16 protein-coding genes are annotated in these 14774 nt (G+C 70.4%); 8 read left to right on the top strand and 8 right to left on the bottom strand.

Annotated elements, in window-relative coordinates; genetic code table 11:
* Positions 1 to 61: 61 nt before the first annotated feature.
* From ACFYOH_RS01745 to ACFYOH_RS01730, 4 genes are all read left to right on the top strand, one after another.
* Positions 62 to 472, top strand: coding sequence for a VOC family protein (locus ACFYOH_RS01745; protein WP_388619909.1), 411 nt, complete (start codon positions 62 to 64; stop codon positions 470 to 472).
* Positions 473 to 556: 84 nt separating this feature from the next.
* Positions 557 to 964 carry a hypothetical protein gene (locus ACFYOH_RS01740; protein WP_388619907.1) on the top strand — a complete coding sequence of 136 codons (408 nt, stop codon included), beginning with the start codon at positions 557 to 559 and terminating at the stop codon, positions 962 to 964.
* 5 nt (positions 965 to 969) lie between these two features.
* The gene (locus tag ACFYOH_RS01735; protein WP_388619905.1) at positions 970 to 1479 is read left to right on the top strand and encodes a thiol-disulfide oxidoreductase DCC family protein; all 510 of its coding nucleotides are present in this window, start codon (positions 970 to 972) and stop codon (positions 1477 to 1479) included.
* 36 nt (positions 1480 to 1515) lie between these two features.
* Positions 1516 to 2262 (top strand): TetR/AcrR family transcriptional regulator, encoded by a 747-nt coding sequence (locus tag ACFYOH_RS01730; protein ID WP_388619902.1) that lies wholly within the window; start codon positions 1516 to 1518, stop codon positions 2260 to 2262.
* On the opposite strand, the gene ACFYOH_RS01725 is transcribed toward ACFYOH_RS01730, so the two are convergent.
* Together ACFYOH_RS01725 and ACFYOH_RS01720 are read right to left on the bottom strand one after the other, a co-directional pair.
* Positions 2263 to 3822, bottom strand: a complete 1560-nt coding sequence (locus ACFYOH_RS01725; protein ID WP_388619900.1) for an ABC transporter substrate-binding protein — start codon at positions 3820 to 3822, stop codon at positions 2263 to 2265. It lies immediately after the preceding gene.
* Between the two features lie 202 nt (positions 3823 to 4024).
* A complete protein-coding gene (locus ACFYOH_RS01720) occupies positions 4025 to 4264 on the bottom strand; it encodes an SCO4848 family membrane protein (protein ID WP_388619897.1) in 240 nt (79 codons plus the stop codon).
* A gap of 91 nt (positions 4265 to 4355) precedes the next feature.
* Between ACFYOH_RS01720 and ACFYOH_RS01715 the strand changes: the two genes are divergently transcribed.
* Complete coding sequence (locus ACFYOH_RS01715; RefSeq protein WP_388619894.1) at positions 4356 to 5579, top strand: D-alanyl-D-alanine carboxypeptidase family protein; 1224 nt, start codon at positions 4356 to 4358, stop codon at positions 5577 to 5579.
* Here ACFYOH_RS01715 and ACFYOH_RS01710 read toward each other — a convergent pair.
* Positions 5527 to 6447, bottom strand: coding sequence for a YihY/virulence factor BrkB family protein (locus ACFYOH_RS01710; protein ID WP_388619891.1), 921 nt, complete (start codon positions 6445 to 6447; stop codon positions 5527 to 5529). The genes ACFYOH_RS01715 and ACFYOH_RS01710 overlap by 53 nt on opposite strands.
* 115 nt (positions 6448 to 6562) lie before the next feature.
* Here ACFYOH_RS01710 and ACFYOH_RS01705 point away from each other — a divergent pair, with 115 nt between their 5' ends.
* Positions 6563 to 7303 (top strand): decaprenylphospho-beta-D-erythro-pentofuranosid-2-ulose 2-reductase, encoded by a 741-nt coding sequence (locus ACFYOH_RS01705; RefSeq protein WP_388619888.1) that lies wholly within the window; start codon positions 6563 to 6565, stop codon positions 7301 to 7303.
* A 7-nt stretch (positions 7304 to 7310) separates the two neighbouring features.
* Here ACFYOH_RS01705 and ACFYOH_RS01700 read toward each other — a convergent pair whose 3' ends face one another.
* The 3 genes from ACFYOH_RS01700 to ACFYOH_RS01690 form a co-directional block, all read right to left on the bottom strand.
* Positions 7311 to 7892: a 2'-5' RNA ligase family protein gene (locus ACFYOH_RS01700; RefSeq protein WP_388619886.1), complete on the bottom strand. Its 582-nt coding sequence runs from the start codon at positions 7890 to 7892 to the stop codon at positions 7311 to 7313.
* Positions 7893 to 8069: 177 nt separating this feature from the next.
* Complete coding sequence (gene trpS / locus ACFYOH_RS01695; protein ID WP_388619885.1) at positions 8070 to 9086, bottom strand: tryptophan--tRNA ligase; 1017 nt, start codon at positions 9084 to 9086, stop codon at positions 8070 to 8072.
* Between the two features lie 129 nt (positions 9087 to 9215).
* The gene (locus ACFYOH_RS01690) at positions 9216 to 10667 is read right to left on the bottom strand and encodes a glycine hydroxymethyltransferase (RefSeq protein ID WP_388619882.1); all 1452 of its coding nucleotides are present in this window, start codon (positions 10665 to 10667) and stop codon (positions 9216 to 9218) included.
* Positions 10668 to 10900: 233 nt separating this feature from the next.
* Here ACFYOH_RS01690 and rocD point away from each other — a divergent pair, with 233 nt between their 5' ends.
* Positions 10901 to 12106: an ornithine--oxo-acid transaminase gene (rocD, locus tag ACFYOH_RS01685; protein ID WP_388619879.1), complete on the top strand. Its 1206-nt coding sequence runs from the start codon at positions 10901 to 10903 to the stop codon at positions 12104 to 12106.
* Between the two features lie 9 nt (positions 12107 to 12115).
* Here rocD and ACFYOH_RS01680 read toward each other — a convergent pair whose 3' ends face one another.
* Together ACFYOH_RS01680 and ACFYOH_RS01675 are read right to left on the bottom strand one after the other, a co-directional pair.
* Complete coding sequence (locus ACFYOH_RS01680) at positions 12116 to 13300, bottom strand: glutathionylspermidine synthase family protein (RefSeq protein WP_388619877.1); 1185 nt, start codon at positions 13298 to 13300, stop codon at positions 12116 to 12118.
* Between the two features lie 13 nt (positions 13301 to 13313).
* Entirely contained in the window at positions 13314 to 13661 is a 348-nt protein-coding gene (locus ACFYOH_RS01675) for a hypothetical protein (protein WP_388619874.1), read from the bottom strand.
* Positions 13662 to 13787: 126 nt separating this feature from the next.
* Between ACFYOH_RS01675 and ACFYOH_RS01670 the strand changes: the two genes are divergently transcribed.
* The gene (locus ACFYOH_RS01670; RefSeq protein WP_388621030.1) at positions 13788 to 14618 is read left to right on the top strand and encodes a DMT family transporter; all 831 of its coding nucleotides are present in this window, start codon (positions 13788 to 13790) and stop codon (positions 14616 to 14618) included.
* The last annotated feature ends 156 nt before the right edge of the window (positions 14619 to 14774 follow it).

The raw sequence follows: 14774 nt of genomic DNA, 5'->3' as shown, positions 1-14774 counted from the left end.
GAAGCAGGGCCCTCGGGCGTTTTTGTCGGATTTCACCGCTCGACGGTTCTAATGTGACGACATGTCAGACGACGAGTCGTACGAACTGCTCGGTTTCGACAACGTGCTGCTCCCCGTCGGCGACCTCGGCGAGGCCGTCGGGTTCTACGAGCGGGCCGGGTTCGGTGTCGAGTTCCGGTTCGACGAGGGCGGGATCGCCCTGCTGAAGATCGGCAAGGAGACCCCGGGGATCCTGCTGTGCGCCGAGGAGACCCTGGGGCACCGGTCGCCGCCCTGGCCGGCGCCGCGCATCTGGCTGGAGGTGCCGGACGCGCGAGCGGCGGCGCGGAAGCTGGCCGCCGCCGGCGTCGCGCCGCTGGACGAGGTGCTCCCGGTGGCCACCGGCTGGGCAGTGGAGATCGCCGACCCCTGGGGCAACGTCCTCGGGTTCACGGACTACAGCAAACGCCCGGAACTGGGGCGCAGAAGCTGAGCACCATTGAGTTGAACACGTTCAAAAACCGGGCTACAGTCATCCCTGTCAGCGTTTTGAACGCGTTCAAGAAGGGGTGGGGGCATGGACCGCACGGTCATCGCCTACGTCATCTACCTGGTCGTCAGCATCTCGCTGACCATCTGGGTGGCCCGCACGCTCAGCCACAACGGCCGGATCTTCCTGGCCGACGTACTGCGCGGCAACGAGAAGCTCGCGGATGCCGTCAACCACCTCCTGGTCGTCGGCTTCTACCTGGTCAACCTCGGCTTCGTGGCGCTGTACCTGAGCGGGGACGAGACGATCGACGACACCCGCGGCATCTTCGAGGCCCTGTCGACCAAGCTGGGCGTGGTCCTGCTGGTGCTGGGTGTGATGCACCTTGGCAATGTGTACGTGCTCAACCGGATCCGGCGGCGCGGGATCATGGAGCGCGAGGAGCGGCCGCCGGTCGACCCACAGGAGTGGATCGCCCCGGCGGCCGGGGTCTGACCGCCATGACCACCACTGAGGACCGGGGCGTCACGGGGGGCGTCCCGGTCCGCCGGCTCACCGTCCTGTACGACGCCGAGTGCGGGCTGTGCACCCATCTGCGGGACTGGCTCAGCCGGCAGCCGCAGCTGGTGCCGCTGGACCTGGTGCCGGCCGGCTCGGACCGGGCCCGGGCCCGCTTCCCCGGGCTCGACCACGCGGCCACGCTCGACGAGGTCACCGTCGTCGGCGACTTCGGCCAGGTCTACCGGGGCTCCCGTGCCTGGATCGTCGTCCTGTGGGCCCTGCGCGAGCACCGGCCCCTCGCCCACCGGCTGAGCACCCCGTCCGGCGCCCGGCTCGCCCGCGGCGCGGTGCTGGCGGCGGCGAGGTGGCGGGGCGCGCAGCGGCGCGACCCCGGGTGGAACTGGGGTGGGACGGTCTACCGGCGGCAAGACGGGTGGGTCTACCGTCCGGACACCGGCTGGAGCTTCGAGCCGCCCTCCTGCTCCGGCGGAGCCCGCGCCACCGGTTAGGCGGCCCTTCTGCCGTACTCGTTAGGCTCTTCTACCGTGCCCGCGAAGAACGACGGCCCCGAGACGGCCGGCTCCCCCAGCAGCAAGTCCGAGCAGACCCGCGCGCTGATCCTGGAGACCGCGATGCGGTTGTTCCAGGAGCGCGGGTACGACAAGACCACCATGCGGGCCATCGCCAAGGAGGCCGGGGTCTCCGTCGGCAACGCCTACTACTACTTCGAGGGCAAGGAACACCTGATCCAGGGCTTCTACGACCGGATCGCCGCCGAGCACCAGCGAGCGGTCCGCGAGGTCCTGGACCGGGAGACCGACCTGGAGGCACGGCTCGCGGGCGTGCTGACCGTCTGGCTCGACATCGCCCGGCCGTACCACGAGTTCGCCGTGCAGTTCTTCAAGAACGCCGCCGACCCCGACAGCCCGCTCAGCCCCTTCTCCCCGGAGAGCGCACCCGCCCGCGAGCAGGCGATCGCCGTCCACCGGGAGGTGCTGGCCGGTTCCAGGTCCAAGGTCGCCCCCGAACTGCGGGAGGTCCTCCCGGAGTTGATGTGGCTCTCCCAGATGGGGCTGGTCCTGTACTGGGTCTTCGACCGGACGGAAGGGCGCGAGCGCAGCTACCGGCTGGCCCGGCGCGGCGCCCGGCTGACCGCCCGCGGGGTGGCGCTCGCCCGCTTCCGTGTGCTGCGCCCCCTGGTCCTGGAGGTCCATGAGCTGTTCACGGACTTCCTGCCCGGGATGACCCGGGCGCTGCCGGATCCCAGGACCAGGAGGAGCGGCGAGGGCTGATCAGATCCAGTTGAGCCGCCACAGGCGGAAGACGCCCGTGCCGTCGTCCAGGTACTGGCTGCCGCCCACGTCCTCGGTGCTGACCACGTACTCCTTGCGCTGCCACAGCGGGATCAGCGGGACGTCTTGGGCGACGTCCGCCTGGATGTCCTTGAAGTCGCTCGCGGCCCGGCTGCGGTCGGCGTACTGCTGGCTGTCCAGGATGAGATGGTCGACCAGCTTGTTGCTGTACCCGGTGCTCATCGTGGAGCCGGTGCCGACGAGCGCGGCGCCGAAGGTGTCCGGGTCGGGATAGTCGGGCACCCAGCCGACCGCCCACGCGTCAATCTTCCCGTTGGCCCAACGCTTTTGGAAGTCGGTCCACTCGTACCCCTGGACGTCCACCTTGAACAGGCCGCCGGCCTCCAGCTGCTGCTTCAGCGCCGCGGCCTCCTGCTCGCCGACGCCCCGGTTCTTCCCGTAGCCGAAGGTGAACCGGACGGGCAGGGACACCCCGGCCTGGGTGAGCAGCGCCCGCGCCTTCTGCACGCTCTGCGCAGGGTAGTCGTCGAAGAAGGACGTGGTGTGGCCGGTGATGCCGGCCGGGATCAGCGAGTACAGCGGGTCGACCGTGCCCTCGTAGACCGTCGAGGCGAGCTGCTCGCGGTTGACCAGCCAGGCCATCGCGCGGCGCACCCGCACGTCGTGCAAGGGGGAGTTGGCGCGCGTGTTGAGGTACAGGTTGCGGGTCTCGGCGCTGTCGGACTCGGTGACCCGCTTGTTGGGGTCGCTCGGGTTCAGCGCGGAGAGCACGCTCGGCGGCAGCTCCCGGGTGGCGACGTCGACCTGCCCCTCCTTCCAGGCGCTGTCGAGCTTCGCGGAGTCGGCGTAGTAGCGCAGCTCGATCGGGCGGCCGGAGCCGCTGAGGTAGCCCTCGTAGCGGCTGTTCGGCTGGAGTTCGGCCTTCTGGTCCTTGGTGTACGACGAGAGTGTGTACGGGCCGGTGCCGTCGACGGCGGTGTCGGTGCGCAGCGAGTCGGCCGGGTACTTGTCCTTGTCCACGATCGCTCCGGCGCCCGTGGCGACCTTCAGCGGCCAGGTGGCGTCCGCGGACGACAGATGGAAGGTGACGGTCGTCGCGCTGTCGGCGGTCACCGAGGCGAGCGTGGAGAACAGCGACGCCGGGCCGACATCGGAGTTGATCTTCTTGACCCGGTCGAACGAGTACTTCACGTCCTCGGCCGTCATCGCGCGTCCGCTCGGGAAGGTGATCCCGGGGCGGAGTGTGCACTGGTACGTCCGCAGACCGCTGCCCTCGAAGGCGCAGCTCTTCGCCGCGTCCGGGACCGGCTCGACGCCGCCCGGCTCGAACGTCAGCAGCGACTGGAAGACATTGCTGAACAGGGCCCAGGACCCGGCGTCGTAGGCGCCCGCCGGGTCGAGGTCCGTGACGGCGTCCGTCGTACCGACCGAGATGGTCTTGTTCTTGTTGCCCTGCGACGGCAGAAGCTGCCAGCCGCCGATTCCCGCGACCGCGAGCACAAGCAGTGTCACGAGAACGCGCATGCGAACAGATCGCATGGTGGTGCCCTCCCCAGGCCCCTTCAAAGGCCCTACCCCTGGCCAGCACGATTTCGCCACTCCCCTAGTGGCGCGGCTCACCTAATCACACGGGTTTCGCCTGGGGGAAGGGCTTTCTGACCAGATGGAGAAAGAACTTACCGAGGCGTTGTTTCCCCCGGGTTTCACAGCGTCTTCACAGACGTGGGAGCGGTTCCGTCCGCTATGACGTCCGGCGCAGTGCGCGCAGTCCGCGCAACCCGATGACCCCGATGGCCGTCCCCAATACGAAGGAAACGACCGCGAGCAGCAGGTGCACCCAGAAGTACGCGGTCGGGTGACCGTTGTCGAAGGCCAGCCCGCTGCTGTCCTTGACCAGGTTCTTGACGAAAGTGACCCAGATGACCCAGGACCACACCCCGAACGCGAGCAGGAACCAGGAGACCGGGCGGCTGAGCTTCATGCGACCAGTATTGCCGCTCGCCGTTCCGTTCCGTGTCGGGGGTGAGGTGGGTCATGGAACTCCACAGCCGACAAAAGGTACTTTCTCGACCGTGCCTGCTCCGAAGAAGATCGGCCCGCGATCGCTGGTGGTCACCTCCGCCACCCTGCTGTCCCTCTCCGTCACCGCGCCCGCCGCCCTCGCCGCCCCGGCCCCCTCGACGAGCCCGGCGGCCACACCCCCGGCTCACATGTCGACCGTGGGCGGCGACCGGCTGGGGCAGCCCGGCACCCAGGTCGATCTCGCGCCCGGTGTCCCGGTACTGCCGAAGGACCTCACCGCGCGGTCGTGGATCGTCACCGACGCCGAGTCCGGCGAGGTGCTCGCCGCACACAACGCGCACTGGCGGCTGCCCCCGGCGAGCACGCTGAAGATGCTGTTCGCGGACACCCTGCTGCCCCGCTTCCCGAAGGACGAGAGGCACAAGGTGGCGCCGTCCGACCTCGCGGGCATGGGTGCCGGCTCCAGCGTGGTCGGGATAAAGGAGGGGCACACCTACTCCGTCCACGACCTGTGGCTCGGGGTCTTCCTGCGCTCGGGCAACGACGCCGTGCACACACTGGCCGCGATGAACCACGGAGTCCCGCAGACCGTCAAGGACATGCAGGACCACGCCGACGAACTGCAGGCCCTGGACACGCACGTGGTCTCGCCCGACGGCTACGACGAGCCGGGGCAGCTGTCGTCGGCGTACGACCTGACGCTGTTCGCCCGGTCCGGGCTGCAGAAGAAGGACTTCCGCGACTACTGCTCGACCGTCAGCGCCAGGTTCGAGTCGGGCGAGATCCGCAACACCAACCGGCTGCTGAGCGGTGACATCGACGTGCCCGTCTACCAGGGCATCGCGGGTGTGAAGAACGGCAACACCACCAACGCGGGCGCCACCTTCACCGGGGTCGCCGAGCGCAACGGCCGGGTACTGCTCGTCACCGTGATGCACCCGGACAAGCGCGAGCACAACGAGGTCTACAAGGAGACCGCCAAGCTGTTCGACTGGGGCTTCCAGGCGGCCGGCAAGGTCAGGCCGGTGGGTGAGCTGGTGCCGCCGAAGAGCGCCCTGCCGAGCCCGGGGGCCGGCACCTCCGCCGGGCAGTCCACGGGCGGCGACGGCTCCGGCGCCAAGCCGGTGGCGGGTGCCACCGCCGACTCCGGCTCGGGCATCGGCACCGCCGCGGCCATCACGGGCGGGGTGCTGGTGCTGCTCGCGGGCGCGGCGTTCCTGATCAATCGCCGGTGGCCGCTGCCGGACCTGATGCGCCGCCGGTCGCGTCCGTGACGTCGGCGCCTTCGGCCTCCGTGCTGTGGGTCGCCGTCCAGGAGGCGCAGAACAGGATCAGTTTCGCGGTGAAGTTGATCCACAGCAGCAGCGCCACGGGGACGCCGAACGCGCCGTACATGCTCTTCGCGGCGACTCCCTGGATATAGCCGCTGAGCAGCAGTTTCAGCAGTTCGAAGCCGACCGCGCCGAGCAGTGCGGCCACCACCAGGCGGCGGCGCGGCGGCTCGACACCGGGCAGCAGGGTCAGGACGTAGAGCAGGACGAGGAAGTCGCCGAGCACGGCCACGGCGAACGCGGCGATCCGCAGCAGCACACTGCCCCAGCCGTGCTCGGCCAGGCCGAGGTTGCGCGACACGACGCCGACGGCGGCCGAGGCGAGCGTGGACGCGGCGAGCGTGATCAGCAGGGCCCCGCCGAGGCCGAGCAGGATGCCGGCGTCCTTGGCCTTGGCCACCACCGGGTTCTGCTGCTGGTCCGGCAGCTCCCACACCGCGCGCAGGCAGTCCCGGGTCTGGCCGACCCAGCCGATGCCGGTGAGCAGCAGCACGGCGCCCGCGATGACGCCGACGGTACCGGCGTTCTGGACGAGCGAGGTGAGGTCCAGTTGGCTGGAGACGACACCGGGGAACTGCTCGGCGATCTTGTGCTCGACGGTCTTCTGCCGGTCCGGGCTGAGCGTGGCCGCGCTGACCGCGGCGACCAGGGTGAGCAGCGGGAACAGCGCCACGAAGCTGATGAACGTCATGGCGGCGGCCAGCCGCGTCCACTTCACCCGGTCCAGCCGTTCGTAGCAGTGCCACGCGTGCGTCTCCATCAGCCGGACCACGAGGGGCCCGATGCCGGGGAGTCTCTTCAGCCAGTCCATGAGCCGTTCCTGCCCCCGACCGCGCGCTCGTAAGACATCCCACTAATCACCCATTGTATGGAGCGGGCGAATGTTCAGTAACAATCCCTCATATAGGGACGATACGGTCAACGGCATGCCTGGAGACACCGCCTTCGGCCTCCCCCAGTCCCTGCTCGTCCTCGGCGGCACGTCCGAGATCGCGCTGGCCACCACGCGCCGGCTGATCGCCCGCCGCACCCGCACGGTGTGGCTCGCGGGCCGCCCGTCACCGGCCCTGGAACAGGCCGCCGAGAGTCTGCGCGCGCTCGGCGCGGACACCCGTACCGTCGCCTTCGACGCCCTCGACCCCGAGTCCCACGAGGCCGTCCTCGGCAAGGTCTTCGCCGAGGGCGACATCGACATGGTGCTGCTGGCCTTCGGCATCCTCGGCGACCAGGCCCACGACGAACGTGACCCGGTACGGGCCGTCCAGGTCGCGCGGACCAACTACGCCGGAGCCGTCTCCGCCGGCCTGGTCGCCGGCCGCGCGCTGCAGACCCAGGGGCACGGCTCCCTCGTGGTGCTGTCCTCCGTCGCCGGGGAGCGGGCCCGCCGGGCCGACTTCATCTACGGCTCCAGCAAGGCCGGCCTTGACACCTTCGCCCAGGGCCTCGGCGACGCCCTGCACGGCACGGGCGTGCACGTCATGGTCGTGCGGCCCGGGTACGTCCGGGGCGAGGGGCTGCTTTCGACGACCCCGGAGGCGGTGGCCACGGCGATCGAACTGGGCTTGCGCAGGCGGTCGGAGGTGGTGTGGGTGCCGGGAGCGCTGAGGGTGGTGATGGCGGCGCTACGGCACCTGCCGAGGGCGCTGTTCCGACGGCTGCCCGTCTGAGGGCCTCCTACGACACCGCGCTGCGGCCCACCCCACGGAGCGCACCGGCCTGCGACGGCACCACGGATCCCCCGAACGTGTACTCCCGCAACTTGCGCCACACCCCATCGGCGCCCTGCTCGTAGAGCGCGAACCCCGTGCACGGCCACTGCGCGTCGAATCCGGCCAGTTCCTCGAACGCACGGTCCATCGCCGCGTCGTCGATGCCGTGCGCGACGGTGACATGCGGGTGGTACGGGAACTGCAGCTCACGCGCCACCGGCCCGGAAGCGTCCCGCACCCGCTGCTGCAGCAGGGTGCAGTCCTCGGCGCCCTGGACGACGCGGACGTAGACCACCGGGGACAGCGGACGGAACGTGCCCGTGCCGGACAGTCGCATGGGGAACGGCCGCCCGGCCGCGGCGACCTCGGTGAGGTGCGCCTCGACGGCCGGCAGCTCGCTCTCGTCGACCTCGGTCGGCGGCAACAGCGTGACATGCGTGGGGATCCCGTGAGCCGCAGCGTCGCCGAAGCCCGCGCGCCGCTCCTGGAGCAGGCTGCCGTGAGGCTCCGGGACCGCGATCGAGACGCCGATCGTTACGGTCCCCACGTCGTCTCCTGTCGTGTGTCTGTTTTTGTCTCGTCCGTCGGCTATCGACTGTACGGCCATGGCCGCCCTGTAGGCAGGCGCGGCGGAAGTGATGTGCAGCGCTCTGCCCCGTAGGACGTGGGTGCGGTCGTGCGCCTCAGCGCCGGTCCGTGCGACTGTGTGCCGGTCCGTACGTGCTCAGTGCTTCGCCGGCAGGAAACCGACGCGCTCGTACGTCTGCGCGAGGGTCTCCGCGGCGACCGCGCGCGCCTTCTCCGCGCCCTTGGCGAGGATCGAGTCGAGCGTCTCGGAGTCGTCCAGGTACTGCTGGGTGCGCTCCCGGAACGGCGTCACGAACTCGACCATGACCTCGGCGAGGTCCGTCTTGAGGGCGCCGTACATCTTGCCCTCGTACTCCCGCTCCAGGTCGGCGATCGACTTGCCGGTGAGCGTGGAGTAGATGGTGAGGAGGTTCGACACGCCCGGCTTGTTCTCCGTGTCGTAGCGGATCACGGTGTCGGTGTCGGTGACGGCGCTCTTGACCTTCTTGGCGGTGGTCTTCGGCTCGTCGAGCAGGTTGATGAGGCCCTTCGGCGTGGACGCCGACTTGCTCATCTTGATCGACGGTTCCTGCAGGTCGTAGATCTTCGCCGTCTCCTTGAGGATGTACGGCGACGGGATCGTGAACGTCTGCCCGAAGCGGCCGTTGAAGCGCTCGGCCAGGTCGCGGGTCAGCTCGATGTGCTGCCGCTGGTCCTCGCCGACCGGCACCTCGTTCGCCTGGTAGAGGAGGATGTCGGCGACCTGGAGGATCGGGTAGGTGAACAGGCCGACGGAGGCGCGGTCGGCGCCCTGCTTGGCGGACTTGTCCTTGAACTGGGTCATGCGGCTGGCCTCGCCGAAGCCGGTGAGGCAGTTCATGATCCAGGCGAGCTGGGCGTGCTCGGGGACGTGGCTCTGGACGAAGAGGGTGCAGCGGTCCGGGTCCAGACCGGCGGCCAGCAGCTGCGCGGCGGCGAGCCGGGTGTTGGCCCGCAGCTCCTTCGGGTCCTGCGGGACCGTGATCGCGTGCAGGTCGACGACCATGTAGAACGCGTCGTGGGTCTCCTGCAGGGCCACCCACTGGCGGACGGCGCCGAGGTAGTTGCCGAGGTGGAACGAGCCGGCGGTGGGCTGGATGCCGGAGAGCACGCGGGGGCGATCAGCAGTGGCCATGTTTTTCATTGTCGCAGAGAGCACGGGGGGTTCTGGGTCGTGGGGAAGTGCGCGTGGTCCGTGGTTCCTCGCGCCCGCGCGGCGGAGCCGCATGTCGAATGCAGCCCCGCCGCCCTCTTACGGGCCGCTTCAGCCCAGGTCGACCTGCGGATACAGCGGGAAGCCCGCCACCAGGTCCGTCGCCCGCCCGGCGATTTCCCGGGCGACCTTCTCGTCCAGGACGTGGGCCGCCTTGGACGGGGCACCCGACTTGGTGGTGCCCGGCTCGGTGGTGGTGAGGACGCGGTCGATCAGGCCCGCCACCTCGTCCATCTCGGCGGTGCCGAGGCCGCGGGTGGTCAGGGCGGGCGTGCCGATGCGGATGCCGGAGGTGTACCAGGCGCCGTTGGGGTCGGCCGGGATGGCGTTGCGGTTGGTGACGATGCCCGAGTCGAGGAGGGCCGCTTCGGCCTGGCGGCCGGTGAGGCCGTAGGAGGTGGCGACGTCGATCAGGTTGAGGTGGTTGTCGGTGCCGCCGGTGACCAGGGTGGCGCCGCGCCGCATCAGGCCCTCGGCCAGGGCGCGGGAGTTGTCGACGATGCGCTGGGCGTAGTCCTGGAAAGCGGGCTGCCGCGCCTCGGCGAGGGCGACGGCCTTGGCGGCCATCACGTGCGGCAGCGGGCCGCCGAGGACCATCGGGCAGCCGCGGTCGACCTGGTCCTTGAGGGAGTCGTCGCACAGGACCATGCCGCCGCGCGGGCCGCGCAGCGACTTGTGGGTGGTGGTGGTGACGATCTGGGCGTGCGGGACCGGGTCGAAGTCGCCGGTGAGGACCTTGCCGGCGACGAGGCCCGCGAAGTGTGCCATGTCGACCATCAGGGTCGCGCCGACCTCGTCGGCGATCTCGCGCATGACGCGGAAGTTCACCAGACGGGGGTAGGCCGAGTAGCCGGCGACGATGATCAGCGGCTTGAACTCGCGGGCCTGGGCGCGCAGGGCGTCGTAGTCGATCAGGCCGGTGGCCGGGTCGGTGCCGTAGGAGCGCTGGTCGAACATCTTGCCGGAGATGTTCGGGCGGAAGCCGTGGGTGAGGTGGCCGCCGGCGTCCAGGGACATGCCGAGCATGCGCTGGTTGCCGAAGGCCTGCCGCAGCTCGGCCCAGTCGGCCTCGGTCAGGTCGTTGACCTGGCGGGCGCCGGTCTTCTCCAGGAAGGGCGCCTCGACCCGGTCGGCGAGGACGGCCCAGAAGGCGACGAGGTTGGCGTCGATGCCGGAGTGCGGCTGGACGTAGGCGTGGCGGGCGCCGAAGAGTTCGCGGGCGTGCTCGGCGGCCAGGGCCTCCACGGTGTCGACGTTGCGGCAGCCGGCGTAGAAGCGGCGGCCGACGGTGCCCTCGGCGTACTTGTCGCTGAACCAGTTGCCCATCGCCAGCAGGGTGGCCGGGGAGGCGTAGTTCTCGGAGGCGATCAGCTTGAGCATCTGGCGCTGGTCGGCGACCTCCTGGCCGATGGCGTCGGCGACGCGCGGTTCCACGGCGCGGATGACGTCGAGGGCGGCGCGGAAGGCGGTGGACTCGGTGGAGAGGGACTGCTGCTCTGGCATGAGGACCTCCGGACGGCGTGTACAGCGTTCACGTTCGGCCCAGGCGCACGGCACTTTCCCGCTGGGGCCGCTCCCCGATGGTCCGTCCCATCCCAAGCGCGCCAGTCACGACCCGCTGATCAGCCTACCGGGCGAGCCGTACGGCGCAGGTCCCGCGTCCACCATGCGAGCGACGATAGGAAAGGGGTCACCGTCGTGTTCCCGAAGTGTTCTCGTCGGATCCGGGAGAGGCCATGACCGCTGCAGAAGACCTCATCAGCGCCGCCGAGGCGCACTGTGCTCCCACCTACCGTCCGCTGCCGGTCGTCGTGGCCACGGCGGAGGGGGCGTGGATGACGGATGTGGAGGGGCGGCGGTATCTGGATCTGCTGGCCGGTTACTCGGCGCTGAACTTCGGGCACGGCAACCGGCGGCTGATCGAGGCGGCGAAGGCCCAGCTGGAGCGGGTGACGCTGACGTCCCGCGCCTTTCTGCACGACCGGTTCGCGGCGTTCTGCACGGAGCTGGCCGAGCTGTGCGGGATGGAGATGGTGCTGCCCGTGAACACCGGCGCGGAGGCGGTGGAGAGCGCGGTGAAGACGGCCCGGAAGTGGGGCTACCGGGTGAAGGGGGTGCCCGCGGAGATGGCGAAGATCGTGGTCGCGGGCGGCAACTTCCACGGCCGTACGACGACGATCATCAGCTTCTCCACCGACCCGGAGGCCCGGGCGGACTTCGGGCCGTACACGCCGGGGTTCGAGATCGTGCCGTACGGCGATCTGACGGCGATGCGTCAGGCGCTGACGGAGAACACCGTCGCGGTGCTGCTGGAGCCGATCCAGGGCGAGAACGGGGTGATCGTGCCGCCGGCCGGATACCTCCCCGCGGTCCGGGAGCTGACCCGCCAGCGGAACGTGCTGTTCGTCGCCGACGAGGTCCAGTCGGGTCTCGGTCGCACCGGGCGGACCTTCGCGTGCGAGCACGAGGGGGTGGTCCCGGACATGTACGTGCTGGGCAAGGCGCTGGGCGGCGGGATCGTGCCGGTGTCGGCGGTGGTGTCGAGCGCGGAGGTGCTCGGGGTGTTCCGGCCGAACGAGCACGGGTCGACGTTCGGCGGGAATCCGCTGGCCTGCGCGGTGGCGCTGGAGGTGATCGCGATGCTGCGCACGGGCGAGTTCCAGGCCCGGGCGGCCGAGTTGGGCGAGCGGATGCACCGGGCGCTGGGGGCGCTCCTGGACACGGGCGCGGTGACGGCGGTGCGCGGGCGCGGGCTGTGGGCGGGCGTGGACATCGCGCGGAAGGTGGGCACGGCGAGGGAGGTCTCGGAGCGGCTGATGGACCGCGGGGTGCTGGTGAAGGACACCCACAGCGCCACGGTACGGATCGCTCCGCCGCTGGTGATCAGCGAGGAGGACCTGGACTGGGGGCTGGAGCGGTTCCGGGCGGTGCTGAGCGGCTGAGCGCGGGGGTCAGAGGATCACATGGGGCAGGAAGCGGGCGTACTCGTCGGTGATCAGGCCCGCGGACTCGCGGATGCCGAGGCCGGCGGGCTCGTCCCGGACGACCCACGCACCGAGGACGACATGGTTGCCGTCGAAGGCGGGCAGCGGGGCGAGCTGCTGGTAGCAGCAGGGCTCGTCGCGCAGTACGGCCGGGGCGCCCGGCCGGTGCACGGTGACGCCCTCGCCCTCGCGGCCGAGCAGCGGTTTGGCGACGTAGCCGGGTGCGGAGGCCAGCTTGCGGGGGCCGTCGAGGTAGGCGGGGAGGAGGTTGGGATGGCCGGGGTACAGCTCCCAGAGGATCGCCAGCAGGGCCTTGTTGCTGAGCAGCATCTTCCAGGCGGGTTCGATCCACAGGGTGCTGCCGGTGCCGCCGCCGTTGTCGAGGGTGGCGAGGACGTGCCCGCCGAAGTCGTCGGTGGTCAGCCACTCCCAGGGGTAGAGCTTGAAGATGCCGCGGATGAACCGGAGTTGGGTGTCCACGAAGCGGCCGGAGAGGGTGTCCCAGCCGATCTCCTCCATGGACAGCCAGTCGGTGTCGAGGCCGGCCTGCTCGGCGGTCTCCTTCAGATAGGCGACCGTCATCAGGTCCTCGCCCAGCTCGTCGGCCGAGGAGTGCGCGAAGTGCAGGGGGCTGCCGGGAGGAAGGAGCGCGGCCTGGGTCCGCCAGGCCTCGACGAGGCGTTCGTGCAGGGAGTTCCACTGGTCGGCGCCGGGAAAGCGGTCCTCCATCCAGAACCACTGGGGGGAGGCGGCCTCCACCAGCGAGGTCGGGGTGTCGGCGTTGTACTCCAGCAGCTTGGCCGGGCCGGTGCCGTCGTAGCGGAGGTCGAACCGGCCGTAGACAGAGGGGAGTTCGGCGCGGCGCCGCCAGGCCTCGGTGACGGCGGCGGCCACGCGCGGGTCGGTGATGCCGAGGTCGGCGAGCCGGTCCTCGGCCACGATGTGCTCGGCGGCCGCGAGACACATGCGGTGCAGTTCCTCGACGGTCTCCTCCAGCGCCTCGATCTCGTCCAGGGTGAAGACGTAGTAGGCGCTCTCGTCCCAGTAGGGGCGCAGGGAGCCGTCGGGGTGGCGGGTCAGGGGGTAGACGAGCCCCTGCTCCTCGACGGTCCGCTGCCAGCCGGGGCGGGGGGCGGTGGTACGGCGTTCCATGGGCCGGTGCCGGTCAGCCGCCGGAGCTGTGGTGGCCGCCGCCGAAGCCACCGCGGTGGACTCCGGTGCCGCCGTGGCTGCCACCCGAACCCGACCTGGGCCTGGTGAAGGAGCCGCCGCTCACCCAGGAGCCCTTCTTCTTGCCGCCGTAGTACCAGCCGCCGTCGACCGAGGTCTTGAGGGAGGACGTCTTGCAGTTCTTCTCGGAGACGACCTTGTAGCCCTTGCCGTAGGTGTAGCTGTCGCGGTCGACGCAGCGCTTGTCCGGGTCGGAGGAGCAGGCGGTGAGGGCGGCGGCCAGCAGGCCCATGCCGCCGAGGACGACCGTGCCGGAGCGCAGTCGGCGGCGCGTGTTCTCCATCGTGGTGTTCCCCCGCGTGTTCGCCTGTTCGTAGGACTGTCGGTTCAGCCTAGAGAACGGTAAGAGGGCAGGCCGCAGTGGGTTGCCGCGTCGGCTCTCTCCTAGAGTCCCTTTGTGGTCTTTGGAATGGTGTGCGCCCTTGGCGCGGCGGTCTGCTTCGGCACCGCGACGGTGTTGCAGGCGGTGGCCGCGCGGGCGGCGGGCGTGGACGGGGGTGGCGGCGAGGCGGCCCTGCTGCTGCGGGCGCTCAGACAGTGGCGGTACATCGCCGGACTGGCACTGGACGGGCTCGGCTTCCTGTTCCAGATCGCGGCGCTGCGGTCTCTGCCGATCTACGCCGTCAGTGCCGCCCTCGCGTCGAGTCTGGCGGTGACCGCGGTGGTCGCGGCGCGCCTGCTGCGGGTGCGGCTGAGCGGCACGGAGTGGAGCGCGGTGGCCGTGGTGTGCGCCGGGCTCGCGATGCTGGGGCTGGCATCCGGGCCGGAGGGCAGGCAGGGCGGCTCTGAGGCGTTGGCGTACGTGATGCTCGCCGTTGCGGTCGGGATACTGCTGCTCGCCCTCGCGGGCGGCCGGCTGAGCGGTCCGGCGCGGGCGCTGGTGCTCGGGCTCGGGGCCGGGTTCGGCTTCGGGGTGGTCGAGGTGACGGTCCGCCTGATCGACAGCCTGGCGCCGGCGGATCTTCTGACCAACCCGGCGACCTATGCGCTGCTGATCGGGGGCGGCGCCGCGTTCATGCTGCTGACGTCGGCTCTGCAGCGGGGCTCGGTGACCACGGCGACCGCCGGGATGGTGATCGGGGAGACGATCGGGCCGGCGGCGGTGGGGGTGGTGTGGCTGGGAGACCGTACGCGGGAGGGGCTGACCTGGCTGGCCGTGCTCGGGTTCGCGGTGGCCGTGGCGGGCGCGTTGCTGCTGGCCCGATTCGGAGAGGCGCCCACGGAGGAGCAGCCCGCCTGAACGGGTGGCACGTTCAAGGACGAGGAGTGCGGGGCGGCCGGGAAACGGCCGCCCCTTTTGTGGCAATACATCCCCTGCCGACCGTGAGCCCGTCGTGGCGGTTTAGTGAAATACCTATGGCGATGGTCACGTTGCCTCCCCATCTGACGCCGTTTT

The organism is Streptomyces sp. NPDC007856 (assembly GCF_042868225.1).
Lineage (GTDB): Bacteria > Actinomycetota > Actinomycetes > Streptomycetales > Streptomycetaceae > Streptomyces.
Note: the sequence above shows the minus strand (reverse complement) of the source record. Positions and strands in the feature narration are given on the sequence as shown.

Coding starts and splice junctions, on each gene's coding strand:
- ACFYOH_RS01745 (WP_388619909.1), top strand. CDS start 62: ATGTCAGACGACGAGTCGTACGAACTGCTCGGTTTCGACAACGTGCTG.
- ACFYOH_RS01740 (WP_388619907.1), top strand. CDS start 557: ATGGACCGCACGGTCATCGCCTACGTCATCTACCTGGTCGTCAGCATC.
- ACFYOH_RS01735 (WP_388619905.1), top strand. CDS start 970: ATGACCACCACTGAGGACCGGGGCGTCACGGGGGGCGTCCCGGTCCGC.
- ACFYOH_RS01725 (WP_388619900.1), bottom strand. CDS start 3,822: ATGCGATCTGTTCGCATGCGCGTTCTCGTGACACTGCTTGTGCTCGCG.
- ACFYOH_RS01720 (WP_388619897.1), bottom strand. CDS start 4,264: ATGAAGCTCAGCCGCCCGGTCTCCTGGTTCCTGCTCGCGTTCGGGGTG.
- ACFYOH_RS01710 (WP_388619891.1), bottom strand. CDS start 6,447: ATGGACTGGCTGAAGAGACTCCCCGGCATCGGGCCCCTCGTGGTCCGG.
- ACFYOH_RS01705 (WP_388619888.1), top strand. CDS start 6,563: ATGCCTGGAGACACCGCCTTCGGCCTCCCCCAGTCCCTGCTCGTCCTC.
- trpS (WP_388619885.1), bottom strand. CDS start 9,086: ATGGCCACTGCTGATCGCCCCCGCGTGCTCTCCGGCATCCAGCCCACC.
- ACFYOH_RS01690 (WP_388619882.1), bottom strand. CDS start 10,667: ATGCCAGAGCAGCAGTCCCTCTCCACCGAGTCCACCGCCTTCCGCGCC.
- rocD (WP_388619879.1), top strand. CDS start 10,901: ATGACCGCTGCAGAAGACCTCATCAGCGCCGCCGAGGCGCACTGTGCT.
- ACFYOH_RS01680 (WP_388619877.1), bottom strand. CDS start 13,300: ATGGAACGCCGTACCACCGCCCCCCGCCCCGGCTGGCAGCGGACCGTC.
- ACFYOH_RS01675 (WP_388619874.1), bottom strand. CDS start 13,661: ATGGAGAACACGCGCCGCCGACTGCGCTCCGGCACGGTCGTCCTCGGC.
- ACFYOH_RS01670 (WP_388621030.1), top strand. CDS start 13,788: ATGGTGTGCGCCCTTGGCGCGGCGGTCTGCTTCGGCACCGCGACGGTG.